Origin of the sequence: Oceanobacillus salinisoli (assembly GCF_009733865.1) — a bacterium.
GTDB classification, from domain to species: domain Bacteria; phylum Bacillota; class Bacilli; order Bacillales; family Amphibacillaceae; genus Oceanobacillus; species Oceanobacillus salinisoli.
Map to the genome: position 1 here is coordinate 139,603 of NZ_WOFB01000011.1, position 19,977 is coordinate 159,579.

Annotated in this window: 18 protein-coding genes and 1 pseudogene; 6 read left to right on the forward strand and 13 right to left on the reverse strand. The window is 36.0% G+C overall.

The annotated features are described in order from the left end of the window. Positions 1–297: 297 nt before the first annotated feature. From GMJ66_RS08685 to rpmH, 13 genes and pseudogenes are all read right to left on the reverse strand, one after another. Positions 298–1,134, reverse strand: a complete 837-nt coding sequence (locus tag GMJ66_RS08685; RefSeq protein WP_156289930.1) for a ParB/RepB/Spo0J family partition protein — start codon at positions 1,132–1,134, stop codon at positions 298–300. Further along, complete coding sequence (locus GMJ66_RS08690; protein WP_156289931.1) at positions 1,115–1,888, reverse strand: ParA family protein; 774 nt, start codon at positions 1,886–1,888, stop codon at positions 1,115–1,117. Before GMJ66_RS08690 ends, GMJ66_RS08685 begins: the two co-directional genes overlap by 20 nt. Positions 1,889–2,052: 164 nt before the next feature. Then, positions 2,053–2,904, reverse strand: coding sequence for a nucleoid occlusion protein (noc, locus tag GMJ66_RS08695; protein ID WP_156289932.1), 852 nt, complete (start codon positions 2,902–2,904; stop codon positions 2,053–2,055). Between the two features lie 826 nt (positions 2,905–3,730). Continuing rightward, positions 3,731–4,443, reverse strand: a pseudogene (gene rsmG / locus GMJ66_RS08700) (16S rRNA (guanine(527)-N(7))-methyltransferase RsmG). 132 nt (positions 4,444–4,575) lie between these two features. Continuing rightward, positions 4,576–6,462 carry a tRNA uridine-5-carboxymethylaminomethyl(34) synthesis enzyme MnmG gene (mnmG, locus tag GMJ66_RS08705; protein WP_156289933.1) on the reverse strand — a complete coding sequence of 629 codons (1,887 nt, stop codon included), beginning with the start codon at positions 6,460–6,462 and terminating at the stop codon, positions 4,576–4,578. Between the two features lie 42 nt (positions 6,463–6,504). Further along, positions 6,505–7,881: a tRNA uridine-5-carboxymethylaminomethyl(34) synthesis GTPase MnmE gene (gene mnmE / locus GMJ66_RS08710; RefSeq protein WP_156290023.1), complete on the reverse strand. Its 1,377-nt coding sequence runs from the start codon at positions 7,879–7,881 to the stop codon at positions 6,505–6,507. A gap of 524 nt (positions 7,882–8,405) precedes the next feature. Then, positions 8,406–8,654: an alpha/beta-type small acid-soluble spore protein gene (locus GMJ66_RS08715; RefSeq protein ID WP_156289934.1), complete on the reverse strand. Its 249-nt coding sequence runs from the start codon at positions 8,652–8,654 to the stop codon at positions 8,406–8,408. 44 nt (positions 8,655–8,698) lie between these two features. Next, positions 8,699–8,917 (reverse strand): YozQ family protein, encoded by a 219-nt coding sequence (locus GMJ66_RS08720; RefSeq protein WP_156289935.1) that lies wholly within the window; start codon positions 8,915–8,917, stop codon positions 8,699–8,701. Further along, the gene (locus GMJ66_RS08725) at positions 8,910–9,200 is read right to left on the reverse strand and encodes a hypothetical protein (protein WP_156289936.1); all 291 of its coding nucleotides are present in this window, start codon (positions 9,198–9,200) and stop codon (positions 8,910–8,912) included. The genes GMJ66_RS08720 and GMJ66_RS08725 overlap by 8 nt, the downstream gene beginning before the upstream one ends. Positions 9,201–9,716: 516 nt before the next feature. After that, positions 9,717–10,334, reverse strand: coding sequence for an RNA-binding cell elongation regulator Jag/EloR (jag, locus tag GMJ66_RS08730; protein WP_156289937.1), 618 nt, complete (start codon positions 10,332–10,334; stop codon positions 9,717–9,719). Beyond that, the gene (gene yidC / locus GMJ66_RS08735; protein WP_407939209.1) at positions 10,331–11,071 is read right to left on the reverse strand and encodes a membrane protein insertase YidC; all 741 of its coding nucleotides are present in this window, start codon (positions 11,069–11,071) and stop codon (positions 10,331–10,333) included. The genes jag and yidC overlap by 4 nt, the downstream gene beginning before the upstream one ends. 129 nt (positions 11,072–11,200) lie before the next feature. Next, the gene (gene rnpA / locus GMJ66_RS08740; RefSeq protein WP_156289939.1) at positions 11,201–11,542 is read right to left on the reverse strand and encodes a ribonuclease P protein component; all 342 of its coding nucleotides are present in this window, start codon (positions 11,540–11,542) and stop codon (positions 11,201–11,203) included. 129 nt (positions 11,543–11,671) lie between these two features. Further along, the gene (gene rpmH, locus GMJ66_RS08745; RefSeq protein ID WP_156289940.1) at positions 11,672–11,806 is read right to left on the reverse strand and encodes a 50S ribosomal protein L34; all 135 of its coding nucleotides are present in this window, start codon (positions 11,804–11,806) and stop codon (positions 11,672–11,674) included. A 1,257-nt stretch (positions 11,807–13,063) separates the two neighbouring features. Between rpmH and dnaA the strand changes: the two genes are divergently transcribed. The 6 genes from dnaA (at position 13,064) to gyrB (ending at position 19,860) form a co-directional block, all read left to right on the forward strand. Beyond that, a complete protein-coding gene (gene dnaA / locus GMJ66_RS08750; protein ID WP_156289941.1) occupies positions 13,064–14,407 on the forward strand; it encodes a chromosomal replication initiator protein DnaA in 1,344 nt (447 codons plus the stop codon). Positions 14,408–14,603: 196 nt separating this feature from the next. Next, entirely contained in the window at positions 14,604–15,740 is a 1,137-nt protein-coding gene (gene dnaN / locus GMJ66_RS08755) for a DNA polymerase III subunit beta (protein WP_156289942.1), read from the forward strand. A 467-nt stretch (positions 15,741–16,207) separates the two neighbouring features. After that, positions 16,208–16,429, forward strand: a complete 222-nt coding sequence (yaaA, locus tag GMJ66_RS08760; protein WP_156289943.1) for a S4 domain-containing protein YaaA — start codon at positions 16,208–16,210, stop codon at positions 16,427–16,429. Positions 16,430–16,434: 5 nt separating this feature from the next. Next, positions 16,435–17,547: a DNA replication/repair protein RecF gene (recF, locus tag GMJ66_RS08765; RefSeq protein WP_156289944.1), complete on the forward strand. Its 1,113-nt coding sequence runs from the start codon at positions 16,435–16,437 to the stop codon at positions 17,545–17,547. Positions 17,548–17,574: 27 nt separating this feature from the next. Further along, entirely contained in the window at positions 17,575–17,856 is a 282-nt protein-coding gene (gene remB, locus GMJ66_RS08770) for an extracellular matrix regulator RemB (RefSeq protein WP_156289945.1), read from the forward strand. 84 nt (positions 17,857–17,940) lie between these two features. Then, positions 17,941–19,860: a DNA topoisomerase (ATP-hydrolyzing) subunit B gene (gyrB, locus tag GMJ66_RS08775; RefSeq protein ID WP_156289946.1), complete on the forward strand. Its 1,920-nt coding sequence runs from the start codon at positions 17,941–17,943 to the stop codon at positions 19,858–19,860. Positions 19,861–19,977 lie beyond the last annotated feature (117 nt).

The following is a 19,977-nucleotide window of genomic DNA, read 5'->3' on the forward strand; positions in this document are numbered from 1 at the left end:
TGAGCAGCAGCGTTCTTCCGCGAGGAGGCTGAGGTCGTGCCCACGAACCGTAAGTATTCTGCCGGAGCGATTGCATACACGCTGTAATCATCAGAACAAGCGAGCATCACAAATAGGTATTTCCATTAGTCAGAAGTTTATATCAAAATATGGAACAACTTTTTGGCTAACTATTTTTCTTTCCTAATATGTAAAAATATCAAAAATGTTTCACGTGGAACATTTTTGATGACTTAATGTGAAAAAATAGACTGACATCATTCACATCAGTCTATTTCCCCAGAAAAGTCTATTGGTTTAGTCTTCTAACAGCTCGATAATACGTTCCAGATCATCATCTGTATAAAATTCGATTTCTATCTTCCCTTTTCGCTTCCCTCGCTGTATCGATACAGCTGTACCTAATCGATCTCTTAAAACAGATTCCCGTTCTGTAAGAAAAACATCTTTTTTTGGCTTTTCCTTCTTTTTAACTGGTTTTTCGTTTAAAGTGGTGATTAAATTTTCTACTTGCCTTACATTTAATTTTTCATTTCTGATTTTGTTGACAAGAGGTATTAATCGTTCCTTATCTTTTAAGCCAAGTAGTGCTCGACCATGACCCATAGACAGTTCCCCATTATTAATATAGGCAACAATGTTTTCTGGTAAGGCTAATAAACGTACCATATTGGCAATATGTGAACGACTTTTCCCCAGACGTTTAGATAATTCCTCCTGTGTAATGTGAAGCTCATTCATTAAATTGGAATATGCATGCGCCTCTTCAATAGGAGTTAAATCCTCACGCTGCAGATTTTCTAGCAATGCTAGTTCCATCATTTTTTCATCAGAAAGCTCTTTTACTACTACAGGAACTGTCTTCAAGCCAGCCTCTTTAGCCGCCCGAAAACGTCTCTCCCCGACAACTATCTCATACCCTTTAATGCTCTTACGTACAATTAACGGTTGAAGTATTCCGTGTTGAAGGATGGACTCTTTTAATTCTTCAATAGCATCCGCGTGAAAGGTTTTTCTTGGTTGATATGGATTCGGTCTGCAGTCCGTAATAGCAACTTCCTCAATGGAAGCATCATTCACCTCTTCTACTTCAGGAAAGAACGCATTGATACCTTTACCCAACCCTTTCGCCATTGGCTATCACTTCCTTTGCTAATTCAAGATATACTTCTGCACCCTTCGATCTTGGGTCATACGTTATAATTGGTTGTCCATGACTAGGTGCTTCGCCTAACCGTATATTTCTTGGAATAACCGATTGATAGACCTTATCTTGAAAGTACTTCTTCACTTCTTCTATTACTTGAAGACCTAAATTCGTACGAGCATCCAACATGGTGAGCAGCACACCTTCAATCATTAAGGCTTTATTTAAATGTTTTTGAACAAGTCGAATCGTATTTAATAATTGACTTAAACCTTCGAGGGCATAATATTCACATTGAACTGGTATGATGACCGTATCAGAAGCTGTTAATGCGTTAAGTGTTAACAAGCCTAATGAAGGAGGACAATCTATAATGATATAATCATATGAGTCTTTTAGGTTTTCCAAAGCCTTTTTCAAGCGTATTTCCCTTGAAATCACTGGTACAAGCTCAATTTCTGCTCCAGCTAGTTGAATAGTTGCAGGAATTAAATCTAGGTTGTTTACATTCGTTGATATGATCACTTTTTCTGCTTCCATATCATCGACAAGAACATTATAAATACAATTACTGACATCAGCTTTATTAACGCCTACCCCACTCGTTGCATTTCCTTGTGGATCCGTATCTACTAGTAATACTTTGTTTCCCAGGTGTGCAAGGCATGCACTTAAATTGACTGATGAAGTTGTTTTTCCTACGCCACCTTTTTGATTCGCGATGGACATTATTTTCCCCATGTTGACACCTTCCTAAAACTATATACAATCTATTTTATCATTCTTTCTATAAAAACGGTCATATTATTTATATATTTTTATGTAATTGTAATCTATAAAATAACTCTATATAAATACCCACCTTATTTGCGTAAGATGGGTAAAAATAAAATGTATCATTGCTGTTATTTCTTTTTTGGTATTTTAACCGTTATTTGGTAAAACTCATCAAATTCTTTTTCATCTGATTCTACATCAACACCGGTTTTTGTTACCATGCTCAGTGATTGACGTATCGTATTCATCGCGATTCGAATGTCCTTATTGATTCCCTTAAGCTTCGGTCGTTTCTTCTTCGGCTCTTTTGGTTCCTGTATTTTGGCAATCTTCTCTTCTGTTTGTTTTACATTCCAATCATTTTCAATAATTAACTTTAATACTTCCGTTTGCTTTTTTGGATCTTTCAGCTTTATTAATGCTCTTGCATGTCGTTCCGTAATCGATTTATTTAATAGCGCTTCTTGGATTTCTTCCGGAAGTTTTAATAGCCGTAATTTATTTGCAATGGTAGACTGATTTTTCCCAAGCCTTTGAGCTAATGCCTCTTGTGTTAAGGAGTGCATTTCTAATAGTTTGGAGTATGCAAAAGCCTCCTCGATAACCGTTAATTCTTCTCTTTGTAAGTTTTCTATTAAAGCAACGGATGCTGTTTCTGTATCTGTCATGTCACGTAAGATTGCGGGAATCGTTTCCCATTCTAGCGTTTGAACCGCTCGCCATCTACGTTCACCAGCTATGATTTCGTATTTCTCTTCTTCAAACTTCCTTACTATAATGGGTTGAATCATCCCATGTGTATGAATGGTTTGTGCTAATTCTTTAATTCTTTCATCATTAAAGATCGTTCTTGGCTGATAACGGTTGGGTATAATACAGTCTACAGGTATTTGAACCACTTCATCTGGATGGTAAGATTCTTCTATTTCATCCGCTGATTTTTCACCTAATCCAAAAATACGGTTAAAAGGATGCACCACATTTGACACCACCTTGAAATTCTATAAAGACTAGTTTTATATTTATGTAAAAAATTGTTTCACGTGAAACAATTTGTTTTCATTATTTATTTTAATACTTCACTCATATTTAGTAAAATTACAGCCAGAGCTTCACCTTTAAGCGAACGCCCTCTTTAATTCCCATTTTTTATTTTCTTAGCGTAAAAAAAAGCTACAGCATACATACTGTGCAATACATACTAGAATATAAGATTTAAATCTATTTTACCATATATAGAGTCAGAAAAGCACCAATAAATGTCTATATCCCCTTGAAAAAACTCACGCCAGCTTTGTTAGACTGGTTTTTACTATCATTTTATTAGTTGGTTCAGTTAAATTAGATGCTTTATACTTTAATAACCATTTCATTTTCTTTGTGTGAGTTATAATATCAGCTGCCTCGAACTCACTTTTCAGCTAAGATTTCATGCTATCGTAACACGTAAAAGCAGACTTTTCTCTTCCTTTATCAAAATATAAAATGGTATAAAAAACTCTCCCCTATATATATGGTATTTTCATAAAGTTTAGTTGCTTTTCAATCTAGGCTATCTCGTAATTGATATAAAATCCAACATATTCTACTGATCCCTACTGCTACGGAAACACACTACGCACACCTTAGGGCGGATTGAAGACCCCGCAAGAAGTCGTTTTCTTCCTGGGAGGCTAAAGCGTTGCCCTAAGGTACGCCACTGTCCGGAGCGAAAAAAAACTGCACTCACTTACGTTTTACTTTATATATTGTGTATCAAAAGCAAAAGATTTTTTAAAAATCAATTTGATAACTGTTTCACTTTGCTCATAGCGGTATTTTATTAGGTGTTCCTGGTTTTCTCGGGTACTTATTTGGAGTTTTTCTTATCTTTTTTATTATAACGATATTGCGTTCACTTTCTTCTTCTGGGAGCATAAATGTATATGTATTTTCCGCTTCCCCACCTAAGGTTTCTATGGCTTTTTTAGCGTCGGACAATTCGTCATTGGCTTGAGCACCTTTCATCGCAATAAATACACCATTTTTTTCACAAGTGGAAGACAAAGTTCGCTTAATACAGACATTCGGGCTACAGCTCTGGCGGTAACAACATCAAATGATTCTCTAAACTCTTTGTTTTTACCAAATGTTTCTGCCCGATCATGGTAAAATGCAACATTGGTTAAATCGAGCTGTTCCGCGAGATGATTCAAAAATCCAATTCGTTTTTGCAGGGAATCAACGATAGTGACTTTTATGTTCGGGAAACAAATTTTTAATGGAAGACTTGGAAATCCAGCTCCAGCACCTACATCACATAATGTTTGTTTCTCCGTGAAATCATGATAAAATCCGGCAGAAATGGAGTCATAAAAATGTTTTAAGTATACATCCTCTTCAGCGGTTAAAGCAGTTAAATTAATCTTTTCATTCCACTCGACAAGGACTTTATAATAGATGGCAAATTGCTCTAACTGCCTTTCATTTAGTTCAATTCCTTTTTCTTTTAAAGCCATTTGAAATTGTTCTGGATTCATGAATGAAAACTCCTTAACTATACAATTTTCTCAACAATTATGTAAAGTCCACTAACCGGCTAGAGGTTAATGGACTAAGACTTTGCAGGTTAGAAAACTTGGCTATCTCCTTAGATAACCGCGTTTTATATATTAATTCGCAAGACGGGCTATATTCCCCTGCTCAATATACACAAGCAAAATAGAAATATCGGCTGGGTTAACCCCGGAAATTCTTGATGCTTGACCTAGAGACAATGGACGGATTTTCTTCAATTTCTCTCTTGCCTCTGTTGCTAATCCAGCAATCGCATCGTAATCTATATCTTCAGGAACTTTTTTGTCTTCCATTTTCAGCATACGTTCTACTTGCTCAACTGCCTTTTTAATATACCCTTCATACTTAATTTGAATTCCAACCTGCTCTTTTACTTCATCATTTAAATCAGGGTTAGGCTCAATCATTTGTTCAATTTCACTATAGTTTAACTCTGGTCTTTTCATTAAATCATAGGCTTTTGTTGCCTCTTTTAATGGAGTTGCCCCTGCTTTTTCCATTATTTTTTGAACGTCATCATTAGGTTTAATCATGATTGTCTTCAAGCGTTGTTTTTCTTCTTCCACTAAACGTTTCTTTTCAAGGAACTTTTCGTAACGTTCTTCCGGAATCAAACCGATTTCATGACCAATATCAGTCAAACGCAAATCAGCATTGTCATGACGCAGCAATAAACGGTATTCAGCACGGGATGTCAATAAACGATAAGGTTCATTGGTCCCCTTTGTTACCAGGTCATCAATTAATACGCCAATATATCCTTGAGAGCGGTCCAAAATAAACGGTTCTTTCCCAAGTACTTTACATGCAGCATTGATTCCAGCCATAATTCCCTGACCTGCAGCTTCCTCATATCCGGATGTACCATTAATTTGACCAGCAGTAAATAAACCAGAAATAGATTTCGTTTCCAATGTTGGCCAAAGTTGCGTCGGAACAACAGCATCGTATTCAATCGCATAGCCAGGACGCATAATTTCTGCATTTTCCAATCCAGGTATCGATTTAATCATTTTATGTTGAATTGACTCAGGAAGGGATGTCGACAATCCTTGGACATAAACTTCCTCTGTATCTCTCCCTTCTGGTTCAAGGAAGATTTGATGACGTGGTTTATCATTAAACCGCACAATTTTATCTTCAATGGAAGGACAATAGCGTGGACCTGTACCACGTTTCATGCCAGAATACATTGATGACAATCCCAAATTGTCATTGATTACTTCATGTGTAAATTCATTCGTATAGGTTAACCAGCAAGGAATTTGATCGACAATTTGTTCTGTTGTTTCATAGGAGAAATATCTCGGATTTTCATCCCCTGGTTGAATTTCTGTTTTTGAATAGTCAATCGTATGGCTATTTACTCGTGGTGGTGTACCAGTTTTAAAGCGAACAAGCTCTAGTCCCAGTGCTTCCAGATTTTGCGATAATTTAACAGATGGACGCTGATTATTTGGACCACTTTCATATTCGAGGTCTCCCATTAATACTTTACCGCGCATATACGTACCAGTTGTGACAACAATTGCATCTGCATAATAAGCAGCATTTGTTTCGGTTATAACCCCTTTGCACTTGCCATCTTCCACAATCAATTCCTCTACCATCCCTTGGCGAATCGTGAGGTTTTCTTCGTTTTCGATTAATCGCTTCATTTCTCTGCTATATAGCGCTTTGTCCGCTTGGGCTCTTAATGCCTGTACGGCAGGACCCTTTCCTGTATTTAACATCCGCATTTGAATATACGTTTTATCAATTACTTTCCCCATAACACCACCAAGAGCATCTACTTCACGTACAACAATCCCTTTGGCAGGACCACCTATGGATGGATTGCATGGCATAAAAGCAATCATATCTAAATTCAGTGTAAGCATTAACGTCTTGGCTCCCATTCGTGCTGCTGCAACACCAGCCTCCACACCAGCATGGCCGGCACCAATGACGATAACATCATAATGACCCGCATTATATGTCATTGTTTTTCATCCTTTCAAATCTTTATAGCATAACTTAACTTTTTACTTTCCTAAACAAAATTGTGAGAACAACTGATCAATTAAACTGTCACTTGCCGTATCTCCAATAATCTCCCCGAGGAATTCCCATGTTCGTGTTACATCAATTTGTACAATATCCATTGGCATTCCCAGTTCAATTCCCTCTATTGCATCTTCTAATGCTTTTTTTGCTTTATTTAAAAGCTGAATGTGCCTTACATTTGAAACATACGTTAAATCTCCAGAATCAATTTCTCCGGAAAAGAATGTATCAGCAATCGCTTTTTCCAATTCATCCACCCCTTCTTCTTTTAAAAGAGATGTCGTTACAATTGGCCTGTCTCCTGCTGTTTCTTTTACTTTTTCTAAATCCAATTTTTGTTCCAGATCTGTTTTATTAATAATAACGATATATTCAAGCCCTTTAACCGCTTCAAACAGCTTCATATCTTCTTCCGTTAACTCTTCATTATAATTTAATACAAATAGAATTAAATCAGATTCCTTTAATACTTTCCTCGAACGTTCCACTCCGATTCTTTCCACAATATCCTCTGTCTCTCGGATTCCTGCTGTGTCTACCAACCGTAATGGAACTCCTCTTACATTTACATATTCTTCAATAATATCACGTGTTGTTCCTGGAATCTCTGTCACAATTGCTTTGTTTTCCTGTACCAACGTATTCATTAAGGACGATTTTCCGACATTTGGTCTGCCTATAATAGCCGTTCCGAGACCTTCCCGAAGTATTTTCCCTTGCTTTGCCACTTGCAGCAACTGTTCAATTTCGGAATGAACCTCTTTTGTTTTTGTTCGCATCACTTCATGTGACATTTCTTCCACATCATCATATTCAGGATAATCAATATTTACTTCGACATGGGCAACGGTTTCCAGTAAATCCTGGCGTAAACGCTGAATCAGTCCGGACAGCCTTCCATCCATTTGTTTTAGAGCAACATTCATCGCTTTATCTGTCTTCGCACGGATTAAGTCCATCACTGCTTCTGCTTGAGATAAATCAATTCGTCCATTTAAAAAGGCACGTTTTGTAAATTCCCCAGGTTCAGCGAGTCTTGCACCTCTACTAAGCAACATTTCCAGCACACGATTTACAGCAACCATTCCTCCATGGCAATTTATTTCAACTACATCTTCACGAGTAAATGTCTTCGGCGCACGCATGACAGAAACCATCACTTCATCTGCAACCTCATTTGTCTCGGGATCGATGATTTTCCCATAATTTATCGTATGTGAATCCACTTCCTGTAGATTTTTCCCTTTGAATACTTCTGATGTTAACTGAATTGCTTCTGAACCGCTTAGTCTTACAATTACAATCGCCCCTTCACCAATCGGCGTTGAAATTGCAGTAATCGTGTCCGTTTCCATCATCACTTCACCTCCAACATTTTTCCTTGCTTGACTTCTATATTCATCATTCTACATTTTCATTGTCACTAACTTAATAGGATAACATACTTATACGGAAAAATAAACTTATCCACAACACAATTATAACCCAATCGCCCAGACTAGTTATCAACATGTGGATAGATTCTTTTTTGATATCATACAAATCCGAGAAAGAGTTATTAACAGTTGATATTTTCTCGTAACTGCTGCTAAATTACTAATACTTTTCCCATTAAAAAAACACCATATTCGCTTGTCCAGCCGATATGGACAAATTTCCGCTATCCATTTCTATATGTTTATCCATTAGCTCTCGCTACTAAAGTTCGCCTTTCTTTTTAGAAAAACTCGCATTCGCTCGTCCTTAAGCGAATGTGTTAGTTTTTCTTATACTTGGTACATTAAAATTTTAACTACGTCGAATCCTCTTCATGTTAAAATTTTATCTTTTCTAACGTGCATGAAAAAACTCCGCAAAAATTTGCGGAGTTTTTGTATACCTACTTATTTAATTCCTTCTTTGCCATTTCAATTAATTCCTTCACCATATTGCCACCTATATTTCCACCAACTTTACCGGCATCTTTCGCTTTTATATCACCATTATATCCATGGTGAAGATGGATTCCCTGTTCTTTAGCTACTTCATATTTCGTATGATTTGGATTGTTTGTATTAGTAACCTTTGCTTTTAATTGATCTAATCCGTCTCGTGCTTCTGGAACTAGAATTTTATTTCTGTTTGTCATTTTTTCCCCTTCTTCCGTTTTAACATCTACTTAATAAAGGTGAATTATAAGTGTTTTCTTGGAATATTTTCCTCATCACTGTTATCATCGCGTTCATTTCTGTGATCGACTTCCCTGTCTGCTGTACCTTCCATATACGTATCTGACACTTGCTCATGAGTTACAGCCATCCCTTTGGAAAGCTGATCTTCACTATAGTAATCCGAATACTGGTAGGTTTTTTCCGCAACAGTTTTCGCCTTTCCACTACTTTTTTTAAGCATGTTCTGAACTCCCTTCTGCACCTGAATGATTTAGTCCCTCTAATATCTGACGAATGTCGCCAAGTAACTCATCAATTTCATGTTTCTGTAATAGAACAGGAATTTGATCATTGACAGTTAACATACAACTATCGTGCTGTTTGATTAAATACTCCTCTAAATGTGAAAGCTGATTTTCTGACAAAACAGATCCAGTATTAATACTTTTTACTTCCGTGAGATAAAAACTGTCATTGCTTTGATCAAATTCACCACTAAAAATTGCTCCCGAATATTGATTCAAGACTAAAACTCCTTTTCCAGGTTATGATTATGCTTAGTATAGAACTATCTCCCTATTTACATTCATAACGGTAAAAGGAATTTGTTATTAATTTATGCTGTTGTCGTTATTTTAAACAAAAGAAAACTGGATTCATACAGCAAGACCATTTATGAAGTTAGTCCTTTTGCTATGTCAAACTTTTTCTTTGCTTCAAATTTCCTTTACAATAAAAAGGCTCTTATTGTAAAGTTTATTGTTGTGGAATGGATATAAACTCCTGACCAACTTAAGATGCTAAATAGGTGTTGTACCTACCGCTATGGAAATTTTGTGCTTTTATATTTCTAACAATTTATTTAATTAAATAAATTTCAGTATAGCCTACCACTATTAACAGTGCACTCATTTAGTTCGAAGTTTATATCAATGTTAAATAAAATCTTTATGGTAAAAATAAACATGTTTTAAAAAAACAATCTATAAAAATAAGCACTCCCATTCAACAAACTAAATGGGAGTGCTTATTATATACAATTACTTTGGTTTTATTACAATATGGCGATGGGGTTCTTCTCCATCAGAATACGTGGAAATCCCAGGCTTTCCCTGCAATACACTGTGAATAATCTTTCTTTCAAACGCTGGCATTGGTTCCAATGCCACCTTTTTATTTAAGCGCATCGCTTTATCAGCCATTTTTAAAGCTAATGACTCCAACGTTTCTTGTCTTCTCCCCCGATATCCTTCAGCATCTAACGTAACCGTATAATAGTTTTCACTGATTCTATTAATTACGAGATGAATTAAATACTGCAACGCATTTAATGTTTGCCCGCGTTTGCCGATTAAAATTGCAATATTTTCACCATTTAATTCAAAGGTAACATGTTTTCCTTCAATGGTCGTTTGAATATCAACATCTAAATTCATATTCGCCGTAACTTCTTTCATGTATTTCTCGGTCTCTTTAATTGGATCTTTAACCAGCGATACTTTTACTATTGCTGGTTTTGCTCCAAATACTCCAAATAAACCTTTTTTTCCTTGATCAATAACGGTAATTTCAACTTGGTCTCTCGTGGTGTTTAACTGCTCTAGTGCTGCTTGGACCGCCTCTTCAATAGTTTGTCCACTAGCAGTTATTTCTTTCACTTCTTAACTCCTCCATTACTGTTGTCACTCATCATCGGTTTATTGATTAAAACAGTTTGGAAAATCATAAAGATATTACCAGTTACCCAGTATAATGCCAATGCAGCTGGGAAGAAAAAGGCCATTACTGTAATCATGATTGGCATCACATAAAGCATCATCTTCATTTGCATGGCAATTTGCGGATTAGCATTCATTGCTGTATTGGTTGACATCATGAGTTTTTGCTGAATGAACGTAAACACACCGGTTAATATTGGTAATACGAAATCCGGAGAACCTAATTCGAACCATAAAAAGCTGTAGTTACTAATTTCTTCAGTACGAACAATTGCATGATACATGGCAATTAATATTGGCATTTGGACAAAAATCGGCAAACAACCAGCGAGTGGATTAACATTATGCTCCTGCATCACCTTCATTGTTTCCTGTTGAAGCTTTTGTTGTGTATTCGCATCTTTTGAACTGTATTTCTTCTGTATTTCCTTTAATTTTGGCTGAACTTCCTGCATTGCTCTTGAACTTTTAATTTGTTTAATACTTAAAGGAACAATAAGTAAGCGAAGAAAAATAGTAACAATGATAATTGAAAGTCCATAACTATTGTTAAATATTTCAGCTATTTTTATAATTACCCATGAAAGCGGATAGACAAAAATTTGATTCCATATTCCTTCACTTTCTGACGTAATTGGCTGATCTACTTCCATACAACCAGATAGCAGTAAGACCATTCCAATAAGAGCCAGAAGCAATAAATACTTCTTGCGCAATTTATTTCCTCCTTAGACTATCACTCGCATATTCTACATGTTATTTTATCTTAAAAAGATAGAACTTTCTATTTTAAGCTGAAAGTTCTCTTATTTTTTTAATAGACGTTCTTTATACATAAGATGAATGAGACTTTTTTTTATTTCCTCATACTCCATATTCTTCGTTGGGTTCCTTGCTATTATAACAATATCATATGGATATTTTATACTACTGTCTAACTCTTGAAAAGCCTGGCGCAAATACCTCTTAATTCTATTACGTGTTACTGCATTTCCTATTTTTTTCCCTACAGAAAGACCGATTCGAAAGTGATCTTGACCAGGTTTCTCTACGTAGTAAATAACAAGCTGACGGTTAGCAAAAGATTTACCTTTCCTGAATACAAACTGAAAATCTTCATTCTTTTTTATACGAAATCTTTTTTTCATTCTTACCACCTATCTAACACAACAAGCTTGTCCTTCTGTATTTACAGCTAACCATATAATCATTGACATGAATGTTCCTATTTTATTCAATAAATTTATGTAGAAAAAGACCACTGAATCAACAGTGGCCTATGCAGATAATACTTTTCTTCCTTTACGACGACGACGAGCTAAAACTTTACGTCCGTTTTTTGAACTCATACGTGCGCGAAAACCGTGTACTTTTTTACGTTTACGATTATTTGGTTGGTAAGTTCTTTTCATTTATCTTGCACCTCCCTAAGGGAAAACTTCAATATCTAAAATTGGTTTAAAAACTTATCAATTAGACAGTCTTTGTAATTATACGTAATGTGAATACCTTTTGTCAAATCCATTTTCTAAAAGATCACTGCTTTTTGCGGACAAATTTAGTATGCATTTTTTATAAACTCTCGACTAGTGAAAACTCCATTTCCTGATGTTCTCGCTTGTTCTAATGATGATTTGTGCATGCAGTCGCTTCGGCAGAATATTTACGGTTCGTGGGCACGGCCTCAAGCCTCATCAAGAAAAACCGGTGCACCTCTAGTCTTCTAGTAACGCTCCATAGTAGGATTCATCGGCGCAAGGGAACAAAGAAGATTACTTAAGTAGTACCTCGCTGCTCAGGTCTGGAACGTGCTATTCCCACAGGACAAGGAACGCCAACTGCAGCTCTAATCGCACGAAGAAATCGGTTTGTGTTTTTGAGGAGGCTACGTTCTGTCTACGCTAGTATTGGCTTTCTGATTCATGCATAGGTAAACATATTAAAAGCACGTTTTATTAGCACTTTTTTTTATTTGAGTTCTAAGTAAAATGAAACGTACTCCACCAGATCTCTTTGCTCGTATAAATTCTAGTGACCTGTTTTTACAACAGAAAAGAGTTACATAAAAAAAGTAGATATCTTTATATTCTAGAGAAATAAAATAAACTTTTCAAAAGCACATTTTCTATTTTCCGAGATCTGTTCTTTAATCACCTATCTTCAACAGGTTATATTTTCTTCCTTTTCCTTACCACATTTTTATTATCCACAGGCACTGTTTGTAAAAAATTCGACAATATTTTTCTGTCCACAACACTTATCGACAACAAAATAACAAAATATAGTAGTGTGGATAGAAATTATATACAACCAGTAGACTTTGTGGATAAGTGATGAAAAAGCATTGCACGATTAGGTTTTTTTTGATATTATATTAATGTTTTCACTTGTGGAAAATCAAATCGACAAAATAATTATACACAGATTGTGGATAACATGTGGATAGTTGTTCACAGTACTTTTTATAACTTTTTCAACAGGTATGTGGATAGCGTATATAACTATTACTACCCTTCATTATCCTTATATTAAAATATCCACAAATCTTTTTTCTTCTCATATGAATTTTTTACCGTAAATAATGTACATGTTTAGCATGCCTTTCCTTCATTCTTAGCAAACTGAGGTATGCTTTTTCTGTCATTTCAAGAAAGGAGTGAAAAACCGGATTGGAAAATATTGAAGAGCTATGGGTTGCTACATTAGAGAAAATTGAAGAAAAAATTAGCAAACCAAGCTTTGATACGTGGTTAAAAAATACGCAAGCAGAAGCATTGGAAAAAAATACATTGATTATATCTGCTCCAAATGAATTTGCCAGAGATTGGCTTGAGAACCAGTATACGGATCTAATTTCCGATATTATAGGTGAGATTACCGGTTCCAGGTTAAATACAAAGTTTATTATTCCAGATACTACTCCAGAGCTTGAGGATGTGAAACCAGACCCTAAACCAAAAGAAACATCTGAACCCGGTGATTTTCCAAAAACGATGCTTAATTCCAAATATACATTTAATACGTTTGTCATTGGAGCTGGGAATCGCTTTGCACACGCCGCATCATTAGCTGTCGCCGAAGCTCCGGCCAAAGCATATAACCCGCTATTTATCTATGGTGGCGTTGGTTTAGGAAAAACACACTTAATGCATGCAATCGGACATTATGTACAAGAACATAATCCGAAAGCTAAAGTTGTTTATATAACATCTGAGAAATTTACGAATGAATTCATCAATGCCATTATGGACAATAAAACGACGAATTTTCGCAATAAATATCGAAATGTCGATGTCCTATTAATAGATGATATTCAATTCATTGCTGGAAAAGAATCAACTCAGGAAGAATTTTTTCATACCTTTAATACGCTGCATGAGGAAAGTAAGCAAATTATTATTTCCAGTGACCGGCCACCAAAGGAAATTCCGACATTAGAGGATCGGCTGCGGTCACGTTTTGAATGGGGATTAATTACCGATATTACCCCTCCAGATTTAGAAACGAGAATAGCTATTTTAAATAAAAAGGCAAAAGCGGAAGGACTTGATATTCCGAATGAAGTCATGCTTTACATCGCCAATCAGATTGACACCAATATTCGCGAATTAGAAGGGGCACTTATACGCGTTGTCGCATATTCTTCGCTAGTCAATCAAGACATTGATGCTTCCCTGGCTGCCGACGCATTGAAAGACATCATTCCTAGCAATAAACCAAAAGTCATTACCATTCTGGGGATTCAAGAAGTAGTTGGTGAAAGATATAATATCAAATTAGAAGACTTTTCTGCCAAAAAAAGAACCAAATCCATTGCGTTTCCTAGACAAATTGCAATGTACCTAGCACGGGAATTAACCGATTTCTCATTGCCTAAAATTGGAGAGGAATTCGGAGGACGTGATCATACAACAGTCATTCATGCTCACGAAAAAATATCCAAACTACTTGAAAAAGATGCTGACCTTTCCCGAGACATTGAAGATATAAAAGAAAAGATCAAATCATTATAGTAGACTATAACCCTATCCACATGTGAATACTGTTAATGAACAATAACGTTTATGAACAAAATATCCACATGTGGAAAACTTACTGTTCAAACAGAAAAATACATTTATCCACATAATCACAGGTATTATTACTTTTATTATTATATTTTTATAAAAAAATAATATAAATAGTACTTCCATTTAGGAGGATTTTTTCATGAAATTTATTATCCAACGCGAACAATTAATTTCCAGTGTTCAAAATGTAATGAAAGCTATCTCGTCAAGAACGGTTATTCCCATCCTGACAGGGATAAAAATTGAAGCAAAACAACATGGAATCACATTAACTGGAAGTGACTCCGATGTTTCTATTGAATCTTATATTCCTGCTGAAGAAGATGAAAAGGTAAATATAGAACAAATAGAAGAAGGAAGTATTGTGCTGCAGGCAAAGTATTTTCCTGATATTGTTCGAAAGTTACCAGAAAAAACAGTAGAAATTGAAGCAGATTCAAGTTTGAAAGTAACGATCCGATCTGGTAAAGCGGAGTTTATTTTAAATGGACAGGATGCAGAAGAATATCCACAACTACCAAAAATTCAAACCGATGATAGTTTTGAAATCCCTGTTGATATACTGAAAAGCATGATCAAACAAACCGTTTTTGCAATTTCAACGATGGAGACTCGGCCGATTCTAACGGGGGTTAATATCAATTTAAGTGATAGTTTATTAACGTTTATTGCAACAGACAGTCACCGCTTAGCTTCTAGAGAAGTTCCTATTTCAAGTACTAATATTGAGTTTAAAAATATTGTTGTACCTGGGAAAAGCTTAAATGAGTTAAATAAAATTCTGGTTGATTCAGAGGAAAAAGTAGAGATTAGTGTAACTAACAATCAGATTTTATTCCGAACGAAATACTTAAATTTCCTTTCCCGCTTGCTTGATGGAAATTATCCTGAAACTTCCCGATTAATTCCGGAACAGAGTAAAACCAATATTCAAGTAAAAACAAAAGAACTGCTTGGTACCATTGATCGAGCTTCTTTGTTAGCAAAAGAGGAGCGCAATAATGTGGTTCGGCTATCAACACAAGGATCTGGATTAATTGAAATTACCAGCAATTCTCCGGAAATTGGAAATGTAACAGAAGATCTTACAGTTCAAGCAATGGAAGGAGAAGAATTAAAGATTTCTTTCAGCTCCAAATATATGATTGATGCACTAAAAGCAATCGAATATGATGAAGTTTCCATCTCATTTACAGGTGCAATGAGACCATTTATTATTCGTCCAGTAAACGATGATTCTATTTTACAGTTAATTCTTCCAGTAAGAACCTATTAAAAAACACATATTTTGCTTTAGATAGAAACAGTAACCAAAACAGCCAAAGAAAAATTTCGGTATACCCGGTTTTTTCTTTGGCTCTTTTTGCAAAAAACAAATCCTTTTAAAAAATTAGTGGCTTGGATAGATATGAAATGTAAGGCCATCATAAAAAGCAAATATAGGCCAATTTTAGCGTTTATTTTTAATTTCTAGGGTCTTACCTTCCCTTAATCCAAAAACTTTAGTAAAATAGGTATATAAAAGTTTTAGAAGGAAATAAGCAATTAATAGTGCGTGTTCAAAAAGGAGGATGAAAAGGACCGAGAAGTTCGAGGCGGCGAAGCTTTGAGTAGCGGAACGTATCAGTTAATACGTGAGCAACGGAAAAGCGAGCCAACGAAGAAATTCGATGTGTCCTTTTCACCGGACTTTTTGAACATCCTCTAATAAGTAAAAAATACAAAAAGAAATTGGTGATTAACTTGCATGAAGAAATACAAATAGAAACAGATTACATTACTTTAGGCCAATTTATTAAACTTCTAAACATTTTAGATTCGGGTGGAATGGTGAAAGCTTATCTTCAGGATGTTGGTGCGGTTGTAAATGGTGAACTGGAACACCGGCGCGGGAGGAAATTATATCCAAATGATGTAGTAGAGATAGAGGAATTCGGTTCTTATATTGTGAAAAAAGAGGCTTAACTTAGATGCATATAGAGAGGTTACAGTTAAAGAACTTTCGAAATTACGAAAAACAGGAGATTTCCTTCGATGATAAAATCAATGTCATTATTGGTGAGAACGCTCAAGGGAAAACCAATCTGATGGAAGCTATTTATGTACTGGCGTTTACCAAGTCCCATCGAACCTCTCATGAAAAAGAACTTATCCAATGGGAGAAAGATTATGCTAAAATAGAGGGTAGGGTAAAAAAACGCAATCAATCTCTCCCACTGGAAATTATCATCTCTACAAAAGGGAAAAAAGCAAAGTTAAATCATTTGGAACAGAGGCGGTTAAGTGATTATATTGGGGCAATCAATGTCGTTATGTTTGCACCAGAAGATTTAACGCTTGTGAAAGGCCCTCCTCAAATTAGACGCAGGTTTATGGATATGGAATTAGGGCAAATTCAACCAACCTATATATACCATTTAGGACAATACCAGCGAATACTGAAGCAGCGCAATCATTTGTTGAAACAAATACAACGGAGAGAAAAAGCAGACACAACCATGCTGGAAGTTTTAACGATGCAGCTTGTTGATCATGCAGCTGTTGTTTTAGAAAAACGATTTTTGTTTTTAGAATTACTGAAGAATTGGGCTCACCCCATTCACCATGGAATAAGCAGAGGTCTGGAAAATCTGGAAATTAAGTATAGTGCCACAATTGAAGTATCAGAAGCGGAAAATAAGGAAAAAATAACTAATAATTATTTAAGGAAATTTCAGGAAATACAGGAAAAAGAAATGGAACGTGGCACAACCCTTATTGGTCCACATCGTGATGATTTGTTATTCCAGGTAAATGGTAAGGATGTTCAAACATTCGGATCCCAAGGGCAGCAGCGGACAACTGCCTTATCCTTAAAACTTGCTGAAATTGAATTGATTCATAAAGAGGTTGGAGAGTATCCTATACTTCTCCTTGATGATGTACTAAGTGAATTAGATGATTATAGACAATCCCATTTACTAAATACGATTCAAGGGAAAGTACAAACCTTTGTTTCCACAACGAGTGTAGATGGGATTCATCATGAAACACTGGAAAAAGCTGAATTATTCCGAGTCAGCAATGGAAAAGCCGAAACATAACATTTCAAGAAGAAGGGTTTTGGAAGCATGTTTATTCATATAGGCGATGGTAATGTTATACGTTCAAAGGATGTCATAGCCATTATTGATTATCATATTATATCCTCCTCTGTGATTATGACAGAGATGATGGATGCTTGGAAAAGGGAAAAGAAAATAACTGGACCAACTAAAAATCCAAAATCCGTAATGATCACCAAAGATACTATTTATTATACGACGGTTTCAGTTGCAACACTTAAGAAGCGAACTAGCATGATAGAAAGCATTAGTAATTTGGATGATTATTCCAATGAGGTTATTCCTTAAGTTAACCTTCATGTGCAAATATACATGATTTTAATCATTTTAAAATAGATTTAGTTTTTTAAATAAGAAATGAGTGTGAGGAAAATGGAAGAAAAAATAAAGAATGAACAAGCATATGACGCTGATCAAATACAGGTCTTAGAAGGATTGGAAGCCGTTCGAAAACGACCAGGTATGTATATCGGATCAACCGCAGAACGTGGATTACATCACCTTGTTTGGGAAATTGTCGATAATAGTATCGATGAAGCGTTAGCAGGTTATTGTGATCATATCGAGGTCATCGTTGAGAAGGACAACAGTATAACGGTAAAAGATAATGGACGTGGAATTCCGGTTGATATTCAGAAGAAAACAGGACGCCCTGCTTTAGAAGTTATTATGACGGTTCTCCATGCAGGTGGGAAATTTGGTGGCGGAGGCTATAAAGTTTCCGGTGGTCTGCACGGGGTTGGTGCATCGGTTGTAAATGCCCTGTCTACTATTATGGAAGTGTATGTTCACCGTGACGGAAAAGTTCACTATCAAAGTTATGAAAAAGGGGTCCCACAAGGCGATATTAAAGTAATTGGTGAGACCGATATAACTGGAACCATTACTCACTTTAAACCAGACCCGGAAATTTTTACAGAAACGGTTGAATATAACTTTGATACATTAGCACAACGTATTCGTGAATTAGCTTTCCTGAATAAAGGGTTAAAGATTTCTTTAGAAGATAAGCGAACAGATCAGGAACCGGTCAGCCACCATTATGAGGGTGGAATCAAGTCCTATGTGGAGTACATTAACAATACAAAAGAAGTGTTACATGCTCCATTCTATGCTGAGGGTGAAGATCAGGATATTGCCGTAGAAGTATCGATCCAATATAATGATGGATTCTCCTCCAATATTTATTCCTTTGCTAATAATATTCACACGTATGAAGGCGGAACCCATGAAGTAGGGTTTAGAACAGGTCTTACCCGAGTGATTAATGATTATGCACGGAAAAATAATTTAATTAAAGAGGGAGAGTCCAACCTTACTGGTGAAGATGTAAGGGAAGGTATTACGGCAATTATCTCTATCAAACACCCTGACCCGCAATTTGAGGGGCAAACTAAAACAAAGTTAGGAAACACGGAAGTAAGAACCGTAACGGACTCGGTGTTCAGTGAGAAATTTTCTACATTTCTTTATGAAAATCCTAGCGTTGCAAAGATCATCGTGGAAAAAGGATTGATGGCTTCCAGAGCACGTATGGCGGCAAAAAAGGCGAGAGAACTGACAAGAAGAAAAAGTGCTTTGGAAGTATCCAATTTACCGGGTAAACTTGCTGACTGTTCTTCCAAAGATGCCTCCATCAGTGAACTCTATATTGTTGAGGGGGATTCTGCTGGTGGTTCTGCAAAATCTGGTCGTGACCGTCACTTCCAGGCTATCCTTCCATTGCGTGGTAAAATCCTGAACGTTGAAAAAGCACGATTGGATCGAATCTTATCCAACAATGAAGTACGTTCCATGATTACCGCACTTGGTACTGGAATTGGAGAAGAATTTGATATTACGAAAGCAAGATACCATAAAGTTGTCATTATGACAGATGCAGATGTTGATGGTGCACATATACGTACTTTACTATTGACATTTTTCTATCGCTTTATGCGCCCATTAATTGAACATGGTTATATCTATATTGCACAACCACCACTTTATCAAATAAAACAAGGGAAAACGCTCCGATATGCTTATGATGATAAAGAAATGGATCAAATCCTTGCTGACATTCCAAGTGCACCAAAACCGGGCATTCAGCGATATAAAGGTCTTGGTGAAATGAATGCAGAACAATTATGGGATACGACAATGAATCCAGAAAACCGTACACTCCTACAAGTGGAGTTAGAAGATGCCATCGATGCAGATCAGGTCTTTGATATGTTAATGGGTGATAAAGTAGAACCAAGGCGTCATTTTATTGAAGAAAATGCGCAATATGTTAAGAATTTAGATATATAAGAAACACACTGCTTGAAGATAAAAAGCTAGAATACAGAAGTTGAAGGTTAGAAGGAAGAGGCATAACTGGGATTCTATTCTTATAGTTTTGCCCTTTATCTTCTAATCCTTTAGAAA